Origin of the sequence: Amycolatopsis dendrobii (genome assembly GCF_014145675.1) — a bacterium.
Taxonomy (GTDB): domain Bacteria; phylum Actinomycetota; class Actinomycetes; order Mycobacteriales; family Pseudonocardiaceae; genus Amycolatopsis; species Amycolatopsis dendrobii.
Map to the genome: position 1 here is coordinate 579505 of NZ_JACGZW010000002.1, position 15876 is coordinate 595380.

Annotated in this window: 15 protein-coding genes; 10 read left to right on the plus strand and 5 right to left on the minus strand. The window is 69.3% G+C overall.

Annotated features, from left to right (window positions below; all coding sequences use genetic code 11):
• The 5 genes from H4281_RS06820 to H4281_RS06840 all read left to right on the plus strand — a co-directional run bounded on the left by H4281_RS06820 (nt 1) and on the right by H4281_RS06840 (nt 6046).
• Nucleotides 1-1086 carry a hypothetical protein gene (locus H4281_RS06820; RefSeq protein ID WP_182889981.1) on the plus strand — a complete coding sequence of 362 codons (1086 nt, stop codon included), beginning with the start codon at nt 1-3 and terminating at the stop codon, nt 1084-1086.
• 82 nt (nt 1087-1168) lie between these two features.
• Entirely contained in the window at nt 1169-2401 is a 1233-nt protein-coding gene (gene manA, locus H4281_RS06825; protein WP_182890260.1) for a mannose-6-phosphate isomerase, class I, read from the plus strand.
• 94 nt (nt 2402-2495) lie between these two features.
• Nucleotides 2496-3410, plus strand: a complete 915-nt coding sequence (locus H4281_RS06830) for a cation diffusion facilitator family transporter (RefSeq protein WP_182889982.1) — start codon at nt 2496-2498, stop codon at nt 3408-3410.
• Nucleotides 3411-3488: 78 nt separating this feature from the next.
• A complete protein-coding gene (locus tag H4281_RS06835) occupies nt 3489-5033 on the plus strand; it encodes an amino acid permease (protein ID WP_182889983.1) in 1545 nt (514 codons plus the stop codon).
• Between the two features lie 293 nt (nt 5034-5326).
• Entirely contained in the window at nt 5327-6046 is a 720-nt protein-coding gene (locus H4281_RS06840) for an LPXTG cell wall anchor domain-containing protein (protein WP_182889984.1), read from the plus strand.
• 268 nt (nt 6047-6314) lie between these two features.
• Here the strand turns inward: H4281_RS06840 and H4281_RS06845 are convergent, their stop codons facing one another.
• On the minus strand, nt 6315-8552 hold the full coding sequence (locus tag H4281_RS06845; protein ID WP_182890261.1) for a hypothetical protein: 2238 nt from the start codon (nt 8550-8552) through the stop codon (nt 6315-6317).
• A 128-nt stretch (nt 8553-8680) separates the two neighbouring features.
• Between H4281_RS06845 and ahcY the strand changes: the two genes are divergently transcribed.
• Nucleotides 8681-10153 (plus strand): adenosylhomocysteinase, encoded by a 1473-nt coding sequence (gene ahcY / locus H4281_RS06850; protein WP_182889985.1) that lies wholly within the window; start codon nt 8681-8683, stop codon nt 10151-10153.
• 184 nt (nt 10154-10337) lie between these two features.
• Here ahcY and H4281_RS06855 read toward each other — a convergent pair whose 3' ends face one another.
• Nucleotides 10338-10880: a helix-turn-helix domain-containing protein gene (locus H4281_RS06855; RefSeq protein WP_182889986.1), complete on the minus strand. Its 543-nt coding sequence runs from the start codon at nt 10878-10880 to the stop codon at nt 10338-10340.
• Nucleotides 10881-10927: 47 nt separating this feature from the next.
• On the opposite strand from H4281_RS06855, the gene H4281_RS06860 reads away from it, so the two are divergent.
• On the plus strand, nt 10928-11392 hold the full coding sequence (locus H4281_RS06860; RefSeq protein WP_182889987.1) for a YbaK/EbsC family protein: 465 nt from the start codon (nt 10928-10930) through the stop codon (nt 11390-11392).
• 105 nt (nt 11393-11497) lie between these two features.
• Here the strand turns inward: H4281_RS06860 and H4281_RS06865 are convergent, their stop codons facing one another.
• Nucleotides 11498-12277: a glucose 1-dehydrogenase gene (locus H4281_RS06865; RefSeq protein ID WP_182889988.1), complete on the minus strand. Its 780-nt coding sequence runs from the start codon at nt 12275-12277 to the stop codon at nt 11498-11500.
• 104 nt (nt 12278-12381) lie between these two features.
• On the opposite strand from H4281_RS06865, the gene H4281_RS06870 reads away from it, so the two are divergent.
• On the plus strand, nt 12382-13026 hold the full coding sequence (locus tag H4281_RS06870) for a TetR/AcrR family transcriptional regulator (protein ID WP_182889989.1): 645 nt from the start codon (nt 12382-12384) through the stop codon (nt 13024-13026).
• Nucleotide 13027: 1 nt separating this feature from the next.
• Here the strand turns inward: H4281_RS06870 and H4281_RS06875 are convergent, their stop codons facing one another.
• Nucleotides 13028-13990, minus strand: a complete 963-nt coding sequence (locus tag H4281_RS06875) for a hypothetical protein (RefSeq protein WP_220506772.1) — start codon at nt 13988-13990, stop codon at nt 13028-13030.
• Between the two features lie 354 nt (nt 13991-14344).
• Here H4281_RS06875 and H4281_RS06880 point away from each other — a divergent pair, with 354 nt between their 5' ends.
• Nucleotides 14345-14605 carry a hypothetical protein gene (locus tag H4281_RS06880; RefSeq protein ID WP_237597180.1) on the plus strand — a complete coding sequence of 87 codons (261 nt, stop codon included), beginning with the start codon at nt 14345-14347 and terminating at the stop codon, nt 14603-14605.
• Between the two features lie 26 nt (nt 14606-14631).
• Nucleotides 14632-15273 (plus strand): dTMP kinase, encoded by a 642-nt coding sequence (locus tag H4281_RS06885; RefSeq protein WP_182889992.1) that lies wholly within the window; start codon nt 14632-14634, stop codon nt 15271-15273.
• Here H4281_RS06885 and H4281_RS06890 read toward each other — a convergent pair.
• Nucleotides 15270-15842 (minus strand): TetR family transcriptional regulator, encoded by a 573-nt coding sequence (locus H4281_RS06890; RefSeq protein ID WP_182889993.1) that lies wholly within the window; start codon nt 15840-15842, stop codon nt 15270-15272. The two genes, H4281_RS06885 and H4281_RS06890, sit on opposite strands and share 4 nt — an antisense overlap.
• Between the last annotated feature and the right edge of the window lie 34 nt (nt 15843-15876).

Consider the following 15876-nt stretch of genomic DNA (forward strand, 5'->3'; position numbering starts at 1 on the left):
ATGCTTGACGATTCCCTGCTCGACGACTCCGCGCGGCTGGCCGACGCCGACCGCGCGGGGTTGCTGCGTGCTGCCGCGATGGCGGGCGCGCAGGTGCGGGCCACCGCCGAGGCGGCGGCCGAACTGGAGCTGAGCGAACGGCTGGACGTCGGGCGGCCGCGTTCGCTGGTGCTCATCGACCGGCCCGGGGTGAGCCGCACGCTCACCCGGCTGCTGGCCGCGCTGCTCACGCCGTCGTGCCCGGTGCCGGTCGTGGTGGCCGAATCGGTTCCGGCCTGGATCGGCGCGCTGGACGTGGTGTTCGCGCACACCGACGACGCGGGCGACCGCGAGCTGGCCGCTTCGCTGGAGCGTGCCGCCCGGTTCGGCGCGTCGGTGGTGCTGTCCGGGCCCGCCGAAGGACCGGTCGCGGCGTCGGTGGCGGGCAAGGGCGTGCTGCTCGCGCCGCGCGTGCCGGTGCCGCCGGAGCTGGCGTTCCCGCGCGGGCTCGCCGCCGGGCTGCTCACCGCGAACGCGCTCGGCCTGCTGGTCGCGGACGTGCAGGCGCTCGCCGACCAGCTCGACCTCGAAGCGGAGAAGGACTACCTGGCTCGCGAGTCGTTCGCCAATCCGGCGAAAGCGCTCGCGCTGCGGGTCGCGGACCGGGTGCCGCTGCTGTGGGGGCTCGACCCGGTCGCGGTGGCGGTCGGCGAGCACGCGGCGCACGCGTTCGCCGCGCACGCCGCGCTGGTGTGCGACGTGGAGGACTACCGGCAGGCGCTGGCCCGGCCGGCTTTGCGCCGCGTCGCACAATCGGGCGGCGCGGAGCGAGACATTTTCGCCGATCCGGACGACTCTCCTGGTGGAGTCGCGACGCGGGTGCTGCTGCTGTCGGTGCGGACCGGTCCGGCCACCGAGGCGGCCCGGTACCAAGCCGAGGAGTTCCTGCCGGGCGCGGACCTGATCGCGCCCGCCGAGGAGATCGAGGCCGACGAGATCGTCCGCGCCGCGGTGCTGGCGCTGCGGTTCGAGCTGGCCGCGGTGTACCTGGGGCTGGCGGCGGGCAGCATCGGCGGGGCCGGGAGATACGAACCGGCCTCCGCCTGAGGGAGCAGGGGGGAACGCGGGCAGGCGGTTCCGCCGCCGCGTGCGTCGGCCCAGTGCCGACGGGAAGGATTGGGAGTTGACAGTGGAGCTGTTGCGCAACGCCGTACGGCCCTACGCCTGGGGATCGCGAACGGCCATCCCGCAGCTGCAGGGACGTCCGGTGCCGGCGCCGCACCCCGAGGCAGAGCTGTGGATGGGAGCGCACCCAGGGGACCCGTCGCACGTGCTCGGCCCGGACGGCGCCGAACTGAGCCTGCTCGAACTCGTCGACGCCGATCCGGTCGGCCAGCTCGGCGAGGACTGCGCGCGGCGCTGGGGCAACCGGCTGCCGTTCCTGCTGAAGATCCTCGCCGCAGAAGAACCGCTGTCGATGCAGGCGCACCCGTCGGCGGCGCAGGCCGCGGAGGGACACGCCCGCGAGGAGAAGCTGGGCATCCCGCGCGACGCCGCGAACCGGAACTACCCCGACCCGACGGCGAAGCCGGAGCTGGTCTGCGCGCTGACGGAGTTCCACGCGCTCGCCGGGTTCCGCGACCCGAACCGCACGGTCAAGCTGCTGAAGGCGATCGAGACGCCGGGGCTGGGCAAGTACACCGGCCTGCTGGAAGCCCAACCGGATCCGGCCGGTCTGCGTGCGCTGTTCACCACCTGGATCACGCTGCCGCAGTCCGCGCTGGACGAATTGCTGCCGGAGGTGCTCGACGCGTGTGTCCGGCACGTCCAGGACCACGGCGAGTTCGCGACGGAATGCCGCACGATCCTGGAACTGGGCGAGACCCATCCGCGCGACGCAGGCGTGCTGGCCGCGCTGCTGCTCAACCGCCTGACCCTGCGCGCCGGTGAAGCGATCTACCTGCCCGCCGGGAACCTGCACCTGTACCTGCACGGCACCGCGGTGGAGATCCTGGCGAACTCGGACAACATCCTGCGCTGCGGCCTCACCCCGAAGCACGTGGACGTGCCGGAGCTGTTGCGCGTGGTCGACTTCGCGTGCGGAGAAATGCCGGTGCAGCACGGAGAATGCGCCGGCCAGCGGATGGCGGTGTACCACACGGACGCCCCGGAATTCGAACTGTCCCGAATGGAATGGGCGGCCGGCGACGACGCCGAGATCGAGGTCGATTCGGCCGGTCCGCAGATCCTGTTGTGCACCGAAGGGGATCTTCTGGTGCTCGCCTCGGACGGGGAGCAGGTGGAATTGCGCCGGGGGCAGTCGGTGTGGCTGCCCGCCGCGGATCCCGCGGTGCGGGTGCGGCCGTTGGGCGGGGAGCGGTCGCAGCTGTTCCGGGCTACCGCCGGGGCTTGCGAGCTGTGATCTGACCAGCTGATTGTCAGGCCCGGCGCTTCCCTCCATCGAGGCTCCTCTAGGCTCCCACCGGGCAATTCGGGCGCGGAGCAGGGAGCGGGAAGTGTCAGCTGGCGGGGGAACCAAGGCGATCATCGCGGCGCTCGCCGCCAACGCCGGGATCGCGGTGGCCAAGTTCGTCGGCTTCCTGGTCACCGGGTCGTCGTCGATGCTGGCGGAGGCGGTGCACTCGCTGGCCGACACGTCGAACCAGGGGTTGCTGCTGCTCGGGCAGAAGACCTCGAAGCGGCGCGCCACCAAGGAGCATCCGTTCGGCTACGGCCGGGACCGGTACTTCTACTCGTTCATCGTCGCGCTCATGCTCTTCACCCTCGGCGCGGCGTTCGCGCTCTACGAGGGCATCCACAAGATCATCGAGCCGCAGCCGCTGGAGACGCCGGTCGTCGCGGTGGTCATTCTGGTCGTCGCGATCTGTCTCGAGGGCTACAGCTTCCTCACCGCGATGGGCGAATCGCGCAAGATCAAGGGCAACGCGAGCTGGTGGCGGTTCATCCGCCAGGCCAAGGAGCCCGAGCTGCCGGTGGTGCTGCTGGAGGACTCCGGCGCGCTGCTCGGCCTCGTGTTCGCGCTGCTCGGCGTCGGGCTTTCGGTGCTGACCGGAAACCCGGTGTTCGACGGCATCGGCACCGTCTTCATCGGGGTGCTGCTCGGCGTCATCGCGATCATCCTGATCGTCGAGATGAAGAGCCTGCTGATCGGCGAAGGTGCGACCGAAACCGATCTCGCGACCATTGTGGACGAGCTGGCCGCGGGCAAGGTCGAGCGCGTCATCCACATCCGCACCCAGTACCTCGGCCCGGACGAGCTGCTCGTCGCGGCGAAGCTCGCGCTCGTGCCCGGTCTCGACACCGCCGCGATCGCCGGTGCGATCGACGACGCCGAGGCCCGCGTGCGCGCGAAAGTCCCCGTCGCGACGCTGATTTACCTGGAGCCCGACCTCGACCGCGAGACGCGCTGACTGTCCGGACAGCTGGCGCCCAACTGACAGGCTAGGGTGGCGCCCGGTCCCCACGAAGGTCACCGCAGGAGGTCAACGTTGCCCGGCACTGGGTTGTGGCGCACTAAGTCAATCGAGCAGTCCATTTCGGACACCGATGAACCGGAGACGAAACTCCGCAGGAACCTGAGCGCTTGGGACCTCACGGTCTTCGGCGTCGCGGTGGTCATCGGCGCCGGCATCTTCACGCTCACCGCGCGCACCGCAGGGGACTTCGCCGGTCCTTCGGTGTCCGTCGCGTTCGTGATCGCGGCGATCGCCTGTGCGCTCGCCGCGTTGTGCTACGCCGAATTCGCTTCCACCGTCCCGGTCGCGGGCAGCGCGTACACGTTCTCCTACGCCACTTTCGGCGAGTTCATGGCGTGGATCATCGGCTGGGACCTGATCCTTGAGCTGGCCGTCGGCGCCGCCGCGGTCGCCAAGGGCTGGTCGTCTTATCTGCAGACGGTGCTGGAGTACATCTTCGGCAAGGGAACCAAGACGTCGATCGATCTCGGCGGCGGTTTCGGCATCGACTGGGGCGCGTTCATCGTCGTGGCCGCGCTGGTGACGCTGCTGGTGCTCGGCACGAAGCTGTCGTCGCGGTTCTCGATGGTGATCACCGGCATCAAGGTCGCCGTCGTGCTGTTCGTGGTCATCCTCGGCTTCTTCTACATCAAGTCGAGCAACTACACGCCCTTCGTTCCCGAGGGCAAGCCCGCCGGATCCGGGTCGAGCGGCGTCGACCAGTCGCTGTTCTCGCTCCTCGCCGGCGGCGGCAGCAGTTCCTTCGGCATCTTCGGCCTGCTGGCCGGCGCGTCGATCGTGTTCTTCGCGTTCATCGGATTCGACATCGTCGCGACCACCGCGGAGGAGACCCGCAACCCGCAGAAGGCCGTGCCGCGCGGCATTTTCGGCTCGCTGGCGATCGTGACCGTCCTGTACGTCGCGGTGTCGCTCGTGGTCGTCGGCATGGTGCCTTACACCGACCTGTCGACCTCGGCGGGCGACGGCAGCCACAAGACGCTCGCCACCGCGTTTTCCGCGAACGGCGTCGACTGGGCCGCGAACGTCATCTCCGTCGGGGCGCTGGCCGGGCTGACCACCGTCGTCATGGTCCTGATGCTCGGCCAGGTGCGGATCATCTTCGCGATGTCCCGCGACGGCCTCATGCCGCGTTCGCTGGCCAAGACGAGCGACCGCGGTACGCCGAAGCGCGCGACGCTCGTGGTCGGCGCACTGGTCGCGGCGGGCGCGACGTTCTTCCCGGCCGACAAGCTCGAGGAAATGGTCAACGTCGGCACGCTGTTCGCGTTCATCCTCGTGTCCGCGGGCGTGCTGGTGCTGCGCAAGACCCGCCCGGACCTGACGCGCGCGTTCCGCGTGCCGGGCGTGTGGGTCATCGCGCCGCTGGCGATCCTGGCGTGCCTGTGGCTGATGCTGAACCTGACCGTGCTGACCTGGCTGCGGTTCGTCGCCTGGATGGTGATCGGCGTGGTCATCTACTTCGCCTACAGCCGGCGGCATTCGCTGCTCGGGAAGCGGCAGTCGGGCGTTGAGCAGGGCGGGGCGGTTTCCGAACCCGCGCCGCCGGTCGCCGACTGACCCGCGCATCGTCGTTCCCGCGGCCCGCCGTCCACCTTGGACGGCGGGCCGTTTTCGTGCGGTCGGGGAACCGGTGGTCACGGATGCGCAACTCGCGGATCTCGGTTCGGGCGGCGACCCGGTCCCTGGGGGAAAGGACTCGTGGCGGTGCGATACCCTCCGCGTCGTCTTCCCTCTGACGGGTTAATCACTCTCGGGTAATTCGCACGAACAGTGGTCGGGGTTCCTACGGAGGGTCGCAGTTCTCCGCGTGTGTTATCCCCCGTTCGGATTTTTCCCTGAGGAGTAACTCCATGCCCATCAGCACCAGATTGCGCGCCGGTTTCACGGTCGCCGCGGTGGCCGGACTCGCCCTGCTCGGCACCGCGACCTCGGCGCTCGCCTGCACCACCGACGACGACCGGGCGAAGCCGGTCGAGGGCAACGCGACCACCTGCGTCGAGGCGAAGGTGTCCGGCGACCTGCTCGGCGCGGGCGACCTCACCGTCACCGGCGGCACGCAGAAGGACAAATACCTGAACGTCACCGCGGTGGGCGAGGGCGTCACGGTCACCGCGATCGTGGTCAAGGGCGGGCCTGGCTACAACGTGTACGTGCCGGGCAAGCGCGGCATGTCGGCCACGCCGCCGTGGGAGAAGCTGCGCTCGCCGTTCAACCGCGGCGAGCAGCTGCCGACGATCAGCCACTGGTTCGCCTGCGGCACCAAGACCGCGCCGACCAAGCCGCCGGTTTCGGAGACGCCGACCACGACTCCGTCGCAGCCGACCTCGGAGGCGCCGACCACTTCGCCTGGTGCCTCGGCTACCTCCTCGGCTCCGGCTGGTGCGACGTCTGCGCCTGCCACGACCAGTGCTCCGGCTGTTGTTCCGGCCGGGAACGAGAACGGGACCGGGGGCGGTCTGGCCAACACCGGGTTCGACAACGCTTGGCTGTTCTGGGTTGGCGGGGTGTTGATCGTTGGCGGTGGCGCGTTGCTGGTGCTGCTGAAGGTGCGGCGTCGCGGGACTAACTGATCTCGCTCGGGGGCGGCTCGTCGCCCTGGCGGGCGACATTGCGCTTGGGGTTGGCCCCGCACCCCGAAGCTTGATTGTGCTGACGGTCGGTGGGTGCTTGTCAAGGCGGGAAAGATGCCTTGACAAGCACCCACCGACCGCAGGGAGGCTTCGTATCGGGGTGCGGGGGCGGTGTGGGTGCTTGGGTCCGCTGGGTGCGCTGGTGCCGGTTTCAGGGCTGAGGGAATCTGAGTTCCTGAGGGTGGCGCTTACTGCCCTGCCGGCGGAGCTAGCGGGGGCGGGGCAGGTCGCCGAACAGGGAGCCTTGTTCGCCTAGGGTTCTGGCGCGGCCGTTGGGGCGGCCTAGGCCTGCGGCCATCGCTACGGCGTTGTCCCACTCCGGGTCGGCCAGGTATTCAGTGTGTTTGAGGACTCCGGGGGCCCAGCGGCTGCGGCCGTCGGGGGCGCGCAGGGGATCGGGGACCCAGTGGTCGCCGCCGAGGATGAGAACTCCTGCGTCGTCCGGGGTGGTTTCCAGGGCTCCCCATTTGCCTTCGGGGAGGTAGCCCTCGCCCAGCAGGTGGCCGTTGCTCGTTTGGTGGCGCCAGGTGGTCACGCCGCCGCCGAAGATGTCGGTGCCTCGGCACAGTGCGCGCCAGCGGCCGTCCAATGCGGAGAACAAGTCGGCCAGCGAGTCCTGCGGCAGGACTGCGGGGAACGCGCGCTGGTAGCCCCACTGCAAGGGGGAGCCTGCGGTGAGAAGGCCGACTCGGTCGCGTTCGTCCTGGGGGAGTTCGGCGTTGAGTTGAGCCGCGGTGAGCACGGTGAGGATGCTGCCGAGGTTCAGGCCGGACAGCACGACTCGGGTGCCGGGTTCGGCTAAGTGTTCCTTCACTCGTGCTGCCAGTTCGGGGACGACCTTGAGCGCGTAGCAAGGGGGTACGCCGGGGTGGGCGGCGCGCGGCCAGAAAGAGACCAGGTCCGCGAGTGCGCCCAGGTGGCGGCTTCGTTGGGGGGAGCGGGCGGCGGAGTAGACCACTCGCAGCAGACCTGCGGCCAGCGCGCCCAGCGCGAATACGCCGATCGCCGAGACCGTGGTGAACCAGCCTGGTTGCAGGTTGAAGCCGAACCGCACGACTAACAGGGCGATCGCGCCGACGCAGAGGCCGAGGGCGACGATCACGGCCAGGTGGTGCAGGTGGCGGCGTTCCCAAGCCGAGCGTGCCCAGGCTCGGGCGGCGTCCTGTTCCTGTTGTTCGTCGTGTTCCATCAGTTCGACGATGGGCGGGACGCCGCGTCGGCGGCGGCGCAGGGGGACGGCGATGGCGTATCCGGCGATGGCGAGCAAGGCCATCAGGCCCAGTCCGCCGCCCCACAGAACGGTGACCAGGTCGTACGTCGTCGGCAGGGCCAGCTTCTCGGTGCGGAGCAGTTTTCGGACGGCGATCGCCAGTCCGGCGCCGAAACCGCCGCCGAGAAGGCCCGCGAGCGCGAGTACCGGGGCCGCTGCCCAGCCGCCGAGCCACGGGCGGAGCCGGCGCGGGCGGTCGCGCCAGGCTGGGCGGGCCAGCAGTGCCGACGGGATCAGCGCGAGCGCGAAGAGCAGGGTGACTACGAGCAGAGAGCCGCCGAGTCCTTCGACGGTGTTGTCGACACCGGGCAACCGGTTGTCGACTGGCGCGGCCAGCACGGTGGCGTAGATGACCAGCAGGGTCGCGAAGGTGATCAAGCTCCGGCGCGCGATGACTCCGGTGTCGCTGCCGATCGCGCCTCCGAGCAAAACCGCGAGGACCAGGGCGAGGGTGCAAATCCACGCGATCAATTGCGGGATTTTCGTGGGCACGTGGAATGGTCCGCCCAGCAAAAGCAGGGCGATGCAGGCGAGTGCGGCGACGGCGTGCGTCGCGGACATTCCGGGCGCTTCCGGATCGGCGCGCAACCGCATCGGGACGCCTTTGCGGCCGGGATGCTCGGGCTGGCGGACGCGCCAGTTCGTCGACGAGATCCGGTGCAGGGCGTAGACCAGCGCGAGAAGCACGGCGACGCCGGCGCCGATCCGCAGCGGTCCCTTGCGCAGTTCCGGGGTCACCCAGGTGAGACAGGCGCGTCCGGGAGCGAGGCATTGCGTCGCCACGAGGTCCAGCACCGCCGCCGCGACCTGGCTGACCAGCAGCATGGTGAGCAGCACCGAGGCGATCCGCAGCAGGCCGCGGCACAGGCCGCCGAGCCAGCGGCCGCGGTGGACCGGCGGCAGCATCCAGAACGCGACGTTGGCCAGCGAGAACGGGAACAGCAGCGCCCAGGCGGCCTTCGCGACGCCGCCGGACGTCATGCCGCTCCACAGGTAGCCTTCGACGGTGCGCGGGATCGACCGGCCGAGCGCGGGCACCACCGGACCGGGAGCCGGGCGCCGCAGCCGGTCGGCCGGGCGCACCACGCGGCCGAGTTCGTCGCCGGCGACGTCGACGGTCTGGACCGTGTCGAGGAGCGTCTCGCCGCTCGTGCCCACGAGTCCGGACACCCTCATTTCGACGATGCGGGTGTCAGGGCCGGGGAGCGGGGCGGGCACGGTGATTCTCTCCTCATCCGTTCGAGTCAGGGTCGAGCCGACAACGGTACTGTTCAGGTGCCATCAAACCTTGGAGGAACCGCACTATGACCCCCGAAAGCGTTGTCAAGCGGCACGACACCCGGGGCGGCATCGAATTCGCCGTCGCCGATCTCGAGGCCGCCGAGTTCGGCCGGAAGGAGATCCGGCTCGCCGAGCACGAGATGCCCGGCCTGATGGCGCTGCGTCGCGAATACGCTGAGGTTTACCCGCTGCGCGGGGCGCGAATCGCCGGGTCGCTGCACATGACCGTGCAGACCGCGGTGCTGATCGAGACGCTGGTGGCGCTCGGCGCGGAGGTGCGCTGGGCTTCGTGCAACATTTTCTCCACCCAGGACCACGCCGCGGCCGCGGTCGTCGTCGGACCGCACGGCACGCCCGAGGAGCCCAAGGGCGTCCCGGTGTTCGCGTGGAAGGGCGAAACGCTCGAGGAATACTGGTGGTGCACTGAGCGGATGCTCACGTGGGAGGGCGAAGGCCCGAACATGATCCTCGACGACGGCGGCGACGCCACCATGCTGGTGCACAAGGGCACCGAGTACGAGAAGGCGGGCGTGGTTCCGCCCGCCGACGACGAGGACCCCGAAGAGTGGAAGGTCTTCCTGGAGCTGCTGCGCGCGTCGGTCGCGGCGGACAAGGGCAAGTGGACCGCCATCGGGCAGAGCGTCAAGGGCGTCACCGAGGAGACCACCACCGGCGTGCTGCGGCTGTACCAGCTGGCGGCCGCGGGCGAGCTGCTGTTCCCGGCGATCAACGTCAACGACTCGGTGACGAAGTCGAAGTTCGACAACCGCTACGGCATCCGCCACTCGCTGATCGACGGCATCAACCGCGGCACCGACGTCCTGATCGGCGGCAAGGTCGCGGTGGTCTGCGGCTACGGCGACGTCGGCAAGGGCGCGGCGGAATCGCTGCGCGGCCAGGGCGCCCGGGTGATCATCACCGAGATCGACCCGATCTGCGCACTGCAGGCGATGATGGACGGCTACGAGGTCAAGCGCCTGGAGACGGTGCTGGACGAGGGCGACATCTACGTGACCACCACCGGCAACAAGAACGTGGTGATGGTCGAGCACATGGCGCGGATGAAGCACCAGGCGATTGTCGGCAACATCGGCCACTTCGACAACGAGCTCGACATGGCCGGCCTCGCCCGCTACCCCGGCGTGCGGCGCGTGAACATCAAGCCGCAGGTCGACGAGTGGGTCTTCCCGGACGGCAAGAGCATCCTGGTGCTGTCCGAGGGACGGCTGCTGAACCTCGGCAACGCGACCGGGCACCCGAGCTTCGTGATGTCGAACAGCTTCGCGAACCAGGTCATCGCGCAGGTCGAACTCTTCACGAAGACCGAGGAGTACGACAAGGAGGTCTACCGGCTTCCGAAGAAACTGGACGAGAAGGTCGCGCGGATTCACCTTGAGGCGCTGGGCGGCGAGCTGACGAAGCTGTCGAAGGAACAGGCGGAATACATCGACGTCGACGTCGAGGGCCCGTTCAAGTCGGAGCACTACCGTTACTGATCGCTGACGCTGAAGCCGCCCCGAAATTCGTTTCGGGGCGGCTTTGTCTGCAACGGAATAGTTTGAGCGCTTTGTTGCGGAGGGCGCGAGCGACTCTCGTCGGGTGGGCCACTGCGGTCAATGAGGCACTCGACTGGACCAGGGCCGAGTGGTGACCGGCAAATGTCGCTGAACTCCTGAATAGCTAACGTGGATACCGCATCGTCAGCACCGCCGTCGCCGGTCCGCCGATTCCGCGATAAACATGGTTCGTTTCTGCGATAAACGTATGCGTCCCCGCCGCGGAAACCGTCACCGGCGCGTCAGCCGGGCCCACCTCCGCCGTTCCGGTGAGCACGGTCAGCACCTCTCGCACCCCGGGGCTGTGCGGATGCGACACCTGAACCCGCTCGTGGATCGTCAGCCGGTACACCTCGGTCACGCCATCGGGGTCCTCCCATCGGCCGAGGAGGGTCGCCGCGACGCTGTCGCCGTGTGCCTCGGCTACGCCGTCGTCGCCGAAGAGCAAGTCGCTCAACGGGATCGAGAGCGCGGTGGCGATGGCGAACAGTGTGTCCAGGGTCGGGTTGCGGCGTCCGTTTTCCAGCTCTGACAGCGTTCCCTTGCCGAGTCCGCTGTCGGCGGCGAGCGTGGTCAGGCCGACGCCCGCGCGGGTGCGCAGCGTCCGGATGCGGGTACCGACCGCCGCGGCGAGGGCGCGGCCGTCCGGGGCGGGTGACGTCGACATTGGGCCTAGTCTAGTGTTCTATTTACAGAACAGCTGGAGGTGTGCAGATGTCGGCAGTGCAAAACGTGCAGGACGCGCTCGACGCGGCGGGCGTCGAAGGCCGGGCGCGAACTCTCCCGCAGTCCACCCGGACGGCGGCGGAGGCGGCGGACGCGCTGGGCTGTCCGGTCGGCGCGATCGCGAACAGCCTGGTCTTCATGGCCGACGACGCCCCGTTGCTGGTCTTGACCAGCGGCGCGCACCGCGTGGACGTCGAAGCGCTCGCCGCGCGGCTCCACCGCGGCCGGATCCGCCGGGCCAAGCCGGACGAGGTGCGCGCGGCCACGGGGCAGGTGATCGGCGGGGTGTCGCCGGTCGGGCATCCGGCTCCGCTGGAGACCGTGGTCGACGAGGCATTGCGGCAGTACAGCGAGGTGTGGGCGGCGGCCGGTACGCCGAACGCCGTCTTTCCGACGACGTTCGACGAACTGGTGCGGATCACCAAGGGCACGCCGCAGCGGGTGGACGGGTAAACGGCTCTTCACGGTTCAGGGTGTTGAACTCGCCAATCTTGAGAGGCTTCTGGCGCGGCCGGATGGCTCGTGCGGAGTCGTTCGCCCCGGTCGTGTCTGGACTGCTCATGCGGCCTCGGCCGGAAGGGCGGGGCCGAGGAGGAGCCCGCCGTCGACGACGTACTCCGACCCCGTGACGAACGACGCGTCCGATGACGTGAGGAACAGGAGAAGCCGGGTGACGTCGGCAGGCTCCCCGAGCCGGGGCACGGCGAACGGCTCGGGCGAGTAGAAGTCGGCGATCGCCGCGGTGGCGCCTGCCGCTGGTTCGTGGATGAAGGGGGTCGAGATCACGCCGGGGTGGATGGTGTTCACGCGGATGCGGTCGCGACCGAGTTCGAGTGCAGCCGTTCGGGTGAGGCCCCGCACGGCCCACTTGCTGGCGACGTACGGCGCGTAGTGCGCCGTGCCGCCGAGGCCCATGATCGAGGCGACATTGACGATGGCTCCTCCCGCTGCGCGGCGCAAAGCGGGGGTCGCGATCTTGATCCCGAGGAAGATCCCGGTGAGATTGACGTCGAGGATGCGCGCCCACGTCGCTTGGTCCGTGTTCTCGATTGTGGCCGGCGGATTCTGCACGCCCGCGTTGTTGACGAGCACGTTCAAGGCGCCGAAGGCGCTTTCGGCGGCTAGCACGGCGGCAGACCACGAACTCTCGTCGGTTACGTCAAGGCGGGTGAAGAGGGCGCGGGGTCCGAGTTCGTCGGCGAGAGCGGTGCCGCGTTGTGTGTCGATGCCGCCGATCACCACGTTCGCTCCCTCCGCGTGAAAGGCGCGTACGTGGCTCGAGCCTTGGCCGCCGGCTCCACCGGTCACGAGCACGGTCTGGTTGTCGAAGCGGGACATCGGATGGTCCTTCGGCGCAGGGGTGGTGAGTCGGTCGACTCACCACTCTGAAGCTAGGCCGCCCGCAGTGGTGAGTCAAGCCACTCGCCTCGTATGCTCGGCCCATGAACAAGGTCGTGCCGACGTATCACCAGCGCGTCGCCGAGGAAAAGCGCGCGCTGATCGTGGCGGCCGCGACCGCGCTGTTTCTCGAACTGGGCTACGACCGGACGTCGCTGGCGAAGATCGCGGAGTGCTCGGGCGTTTCGCGGGCCACCTTGTTCAAGCAGTTTCCGAGCAAAGCCGCGCTGTTCGACGCCATCGTGACCGAGTCATGGTCGACCGCTGACGAGGAGGATCCGCCGCCCGCGGGCAACGTCGTCGACGGGCTCAGCGTCATCGGCCGCCGGTACGCCCAGTTGCTGGGCCGGGCCCAGATGACCGACCTGTTCCGGATCGTCATCGCGGAGCTGCCGCGATTCCCTGAGCTGGCCCATGCGCAGTTTTCGCGCGGCAAGATGCCCTGCTTCGAGTCCGTGCGCAGCTATCTGCTGGCTGAGCACGAGGCGGGAACGGTGCGGATCGAGGACGCGGACCTCGCCGCCACCCAGTTCCTGGGCATGATCTCCAACTACGTCTTCTGGCCGGCACTTCTGGTGCCGGACTGGGAAGTGAGCGCCGAACGCGTCGCTCAGGTAGTCGACGAGGCCGTCCGCACCACCGCCGCCCGGTACGCGGTGAATGGACCGGGCGCGTCCGCCGGCGATTGAGTCAGTTCCATTCCACCGCGATGCCGGCCAGCCCTGGTCCGGTGTCGCGGAAATACCCGCTCGTCACTCCGCCGGTGTCGCACGGCAATTCCTCCGCCTCGACCGGCAGGGCGTCGTCGCGGGCGCGAACCTCGCGGGTGATCCGGGCGGGCATCGCGGTCGGCGCGAACTGCAGTTGCAGCAGATAGCTCGCGCATTGGTCGCGCAGCATCCGGTAGTACCCGGGGAACGTCACGGCGGAATTGTCGTGGATTTCGAAGCAGAAAACGTGGATCTCGCCCTCGGCGAGCTTCCGGTCGAAAAGCAGCTCCGTCGCCATCGTCTCGCGCGCCGGATGCCTGCGGATCCGCCCGACGCGGCAGCCTTCCGCGGTGATCAGTTCGACGTCGTCGATCCGGCAGCCGGGGTCGCCGTTGTAGACCGCGACGTACCGGTCCGGTCCGTGCCGCCGCGCGCGGGTGACCAGCCGGGTCCGGAATTTCACCTGATGTTTTTGTTCGTCGATGGTGATCTGGTCGTGCACCGACAGCATTTCCAGGTCGGAGTTCGACTGCCGGGACGTCGGCGGCGCGCCGAGGTCGCTCATCAGCTGTTCGACGATCGCGCCCATCTCGCCCGAGCGCAGGTCGTGGAACGACGCCGCGGCCTGGTGCCCGCGTGGACGGGCCGTGCGCGGGCCGATCAGCACCACGAGCGAGTCCGCGGGCAGTTGCAGCACTGACTCCAGCGCGCGGACCGCGGGCAGCGCCTTCGGCACCTCCGGCTGGCGCAGTCCGCGCTGCCAGTAGCTCAGCGTCGACTGTCCGATGTGGACGCCGCGGAGCGCGAGATGCGCCCGCAGCCGGGCGAGCGACAGGCCGCGATGCGCGATCGCGAGCCGCAGCGCCTGATGGAATTCTCCGGATCGCAGTGCTTCGCCGAGCTCGGGCGGCAGTTCACTCGCGCCGCGCCGGCCAGGTTCCATGATCAGTGGGCCATCCCCGTCTCGTGCCACCGCTGTCCCTTCAACGCCGCCCGTGCGCTGGGCGTGAATGCCGCGGAACGTTCACGTTAGCAGCGCGCGGTCACGGGTCCGGCCCCCGTTTGGTGTGCTTGGCCACGGAAGGGTAACCGTTCCGTATTCCACCGCCGACCCGGAACACCCTCGTTGCCGGACGGGCATCTTGCTCGGAGTGATCGACCAGTTCACCGTTGTGACCACCACTGGCCACGTCTAGGCGGGAGGTGCGTCGTGGGTACAGGGAAACCGAATCACGTGGAGAGCACTGCCGGGCGGGTCCGGCGGTCCTCGACCACTTGCCGAAGGCACGTCGGACGCTTGCTGCTCCTCACGGCGTTCACGGGCCTGGCGTTGCCGGTGTCGGCTCCGGGCGCGGGCGCGGCGCAGCCCGCTGACACCGGCAACGCCCACCTTACGGCGGCACCTCGCAGCGAGGTGGTGCCGAGGGACGGCGGCCAGAGCACGCCCGCGCAGCCGCACGGCGACGACTGGATTCCGCTGCTCTGCCTCGCCGGGCTGCTGGTCGCGGTGCCGGTGGGCTACTTCGGCTACGTCCGAGCGCGCCGCGAGACGGCCTGAGCGCGCCACCAAGTATCTTCGACGGCGTGGGGCGACTGGTCGTAATCGAAGGTCTGGACGGCGCGGGCAAGCGGACGCTGTCCGAGGGGCTGACTGCTGCGCTGGAAGACGCCGGCGCGAGCGTCGGCAGTCTCGCCTTCCCGCGTTACGGCCGCAGCGTGCACGCCGATCTGGTGCGGGAAGCGCTGCATCGCGGGCACGGCGATCTCGCCGACTCGGTGTACGGGATGGCACTGCTCTACGCCCTCGACCGCAGCGGTGCGGCCGACGAGATCCGCGCGCTGCTCGCGGCCAACGACGTGGTCCTGCTGGATCGTTACGTCGCTTCGAACGCCGCGTACGCCGCCGCGCGCCTGCGCGAGCACGCGGACGGCGCTGTGGTGCAGTGGGTTTGGGACCTCGAGGTGACGCGGTTCGGCTTGCCGCGGCCGGACGCGCATCTGTTGCTGCGGGTGAGTCCGGAGGTCGCTGCCGAGCGGGCAGTGCGCCGCGCGGAATCGGACGCGGCGCGGGCGCGGGACGCCTTCGAGTCGGACGATTCGCTGCAGCAGCGTTGTGCCGAGGTGTACGACGAACTGGCCGCGGCTTCGTGGCTCGCGCCGTGGCATGTGCTGGACGGCGTGGCTGGCGTTGATTTGCCGACGTTGGCGAAATCCCTGCTCGCTTAGCCCAGGGCCGCGGTCGCGGTGCGCAATTCGCTGAGTGCTTCGACCGCGAGCGCGCCGAATTCCCGTCGGTTGCCTGCTTCGACCCAGCGGTGGAAAGCCGTCCCGAACGCGAGGCAGCCCAATTCCGCCGCGACGCGTGCGGTCGGCTCGCTGACTCCGCGCGCGGCGAGTGCGTCGTGCATGGCCTGGACCATCTTGGTGCGCTTCAGCAATTCGCGTTCGAGCAGTTCGCTGTTCGCCGCCACGACCGGCTGCCGCGCCCGGGCCTGAGCCAGCCGCTCGCCGGTGAAAATCCCCGCCACGGCATCCAATGCCCTGCCGATCGCTTCGAGCGGCGTCGCGCCCGCTGGCGCCCCGGCAATGCCCTCGGAGAACAGCCGGGTCAGTTCCTCCTGCCCGCCGAACAGCACTTCGCGCTTGTCGGCGAAATAGCGGAAGAAGGTCCGTTTCGTGAGCCCGGCGCGTTCGGCGATTTCGGCGACCGTGGTCAGGTCGTAGCCGCGTTCGGTGAACAGGTCGAGCGCGGCCTTCTCCAGGCGTTGGCGTGCGTTCGGTTCCCAGCGGCCCATGCCGTCCAGTCTAGGTGATGACACCGGATGACAT

Bases quoted from the DNA above. Each gene is read 5' to 3' on its own strand.
- H4281_RS06855 (WP_182889986.1), bottom strand. From the start codon at position 10,880: ATGTCGACGTCACCCGCCCCGGACGGCCGCGCCCTCGCCGCGGCGGTC.
- H4281_RS06875 (WP_220506772.1), bottom strand. From the start codon at position 13,990: ATGGAACCTGGCCGGCGCGGCGCGAGTGAACTGCCGCCCGAGCTCGGC.
- H4281_RS06820 (WP_182889981.1), top strand. From the start codon at position 1: ATGCTTGACGATTCCCTGCTCGACGACTCCGCGCGGCTGGCCGACGCC.
- H4281_RS06865 (WP_182889988.1), bottom strand. From the start codon at position 12,277: ATGTCCCGCTTCGACAACCAGACCGTGCTCGTGACCGGTGGAGCCGGC.
- H4281_RS06845 (WP_182890261.1), bottom strand. From the start codon at position 8,552: ATGAGGGTGTCCGGACTCGTGGGCACGAGCGGCGAGACGCTCCTCGAC.
- H4281_RS06860 (WP_182889987.1), top strand. From the start codon at position 10,928: ATGTCGGCAGTGCAAAACGTGCAGGACGCGCTCGACGCGGCGGGCGTC.
- ahcY (WP_182889985.1), top strand. From the start codon at position 8,681: ATGACCCCCGAAAGCGTTGTCAAGCGGCACGACACCCGGGGCGGCATC.
- H4281_RS06890 (WP_182889993.1), bottom strand. From the start codon at position 15,842: ATGGGCCGCTGGGAACCGAACGCACGCCAACGCCTGGAGAAGGCCGCG.
- H4281_RS06840 (WP_182889984.1), top strand. From the start codon at position 5,327: ATGCCCATCAGCACCAGATTGCGCGCCGGTTTCACGGTCGCCGCGGTG.
- H4281_RS06870 (WP_182889989.1), top strand. From the start codon at position 12,382: ATGAACAAGGTCGTGCCGACGTATCACCAGCGCGTCGCCGAGGAAAAG.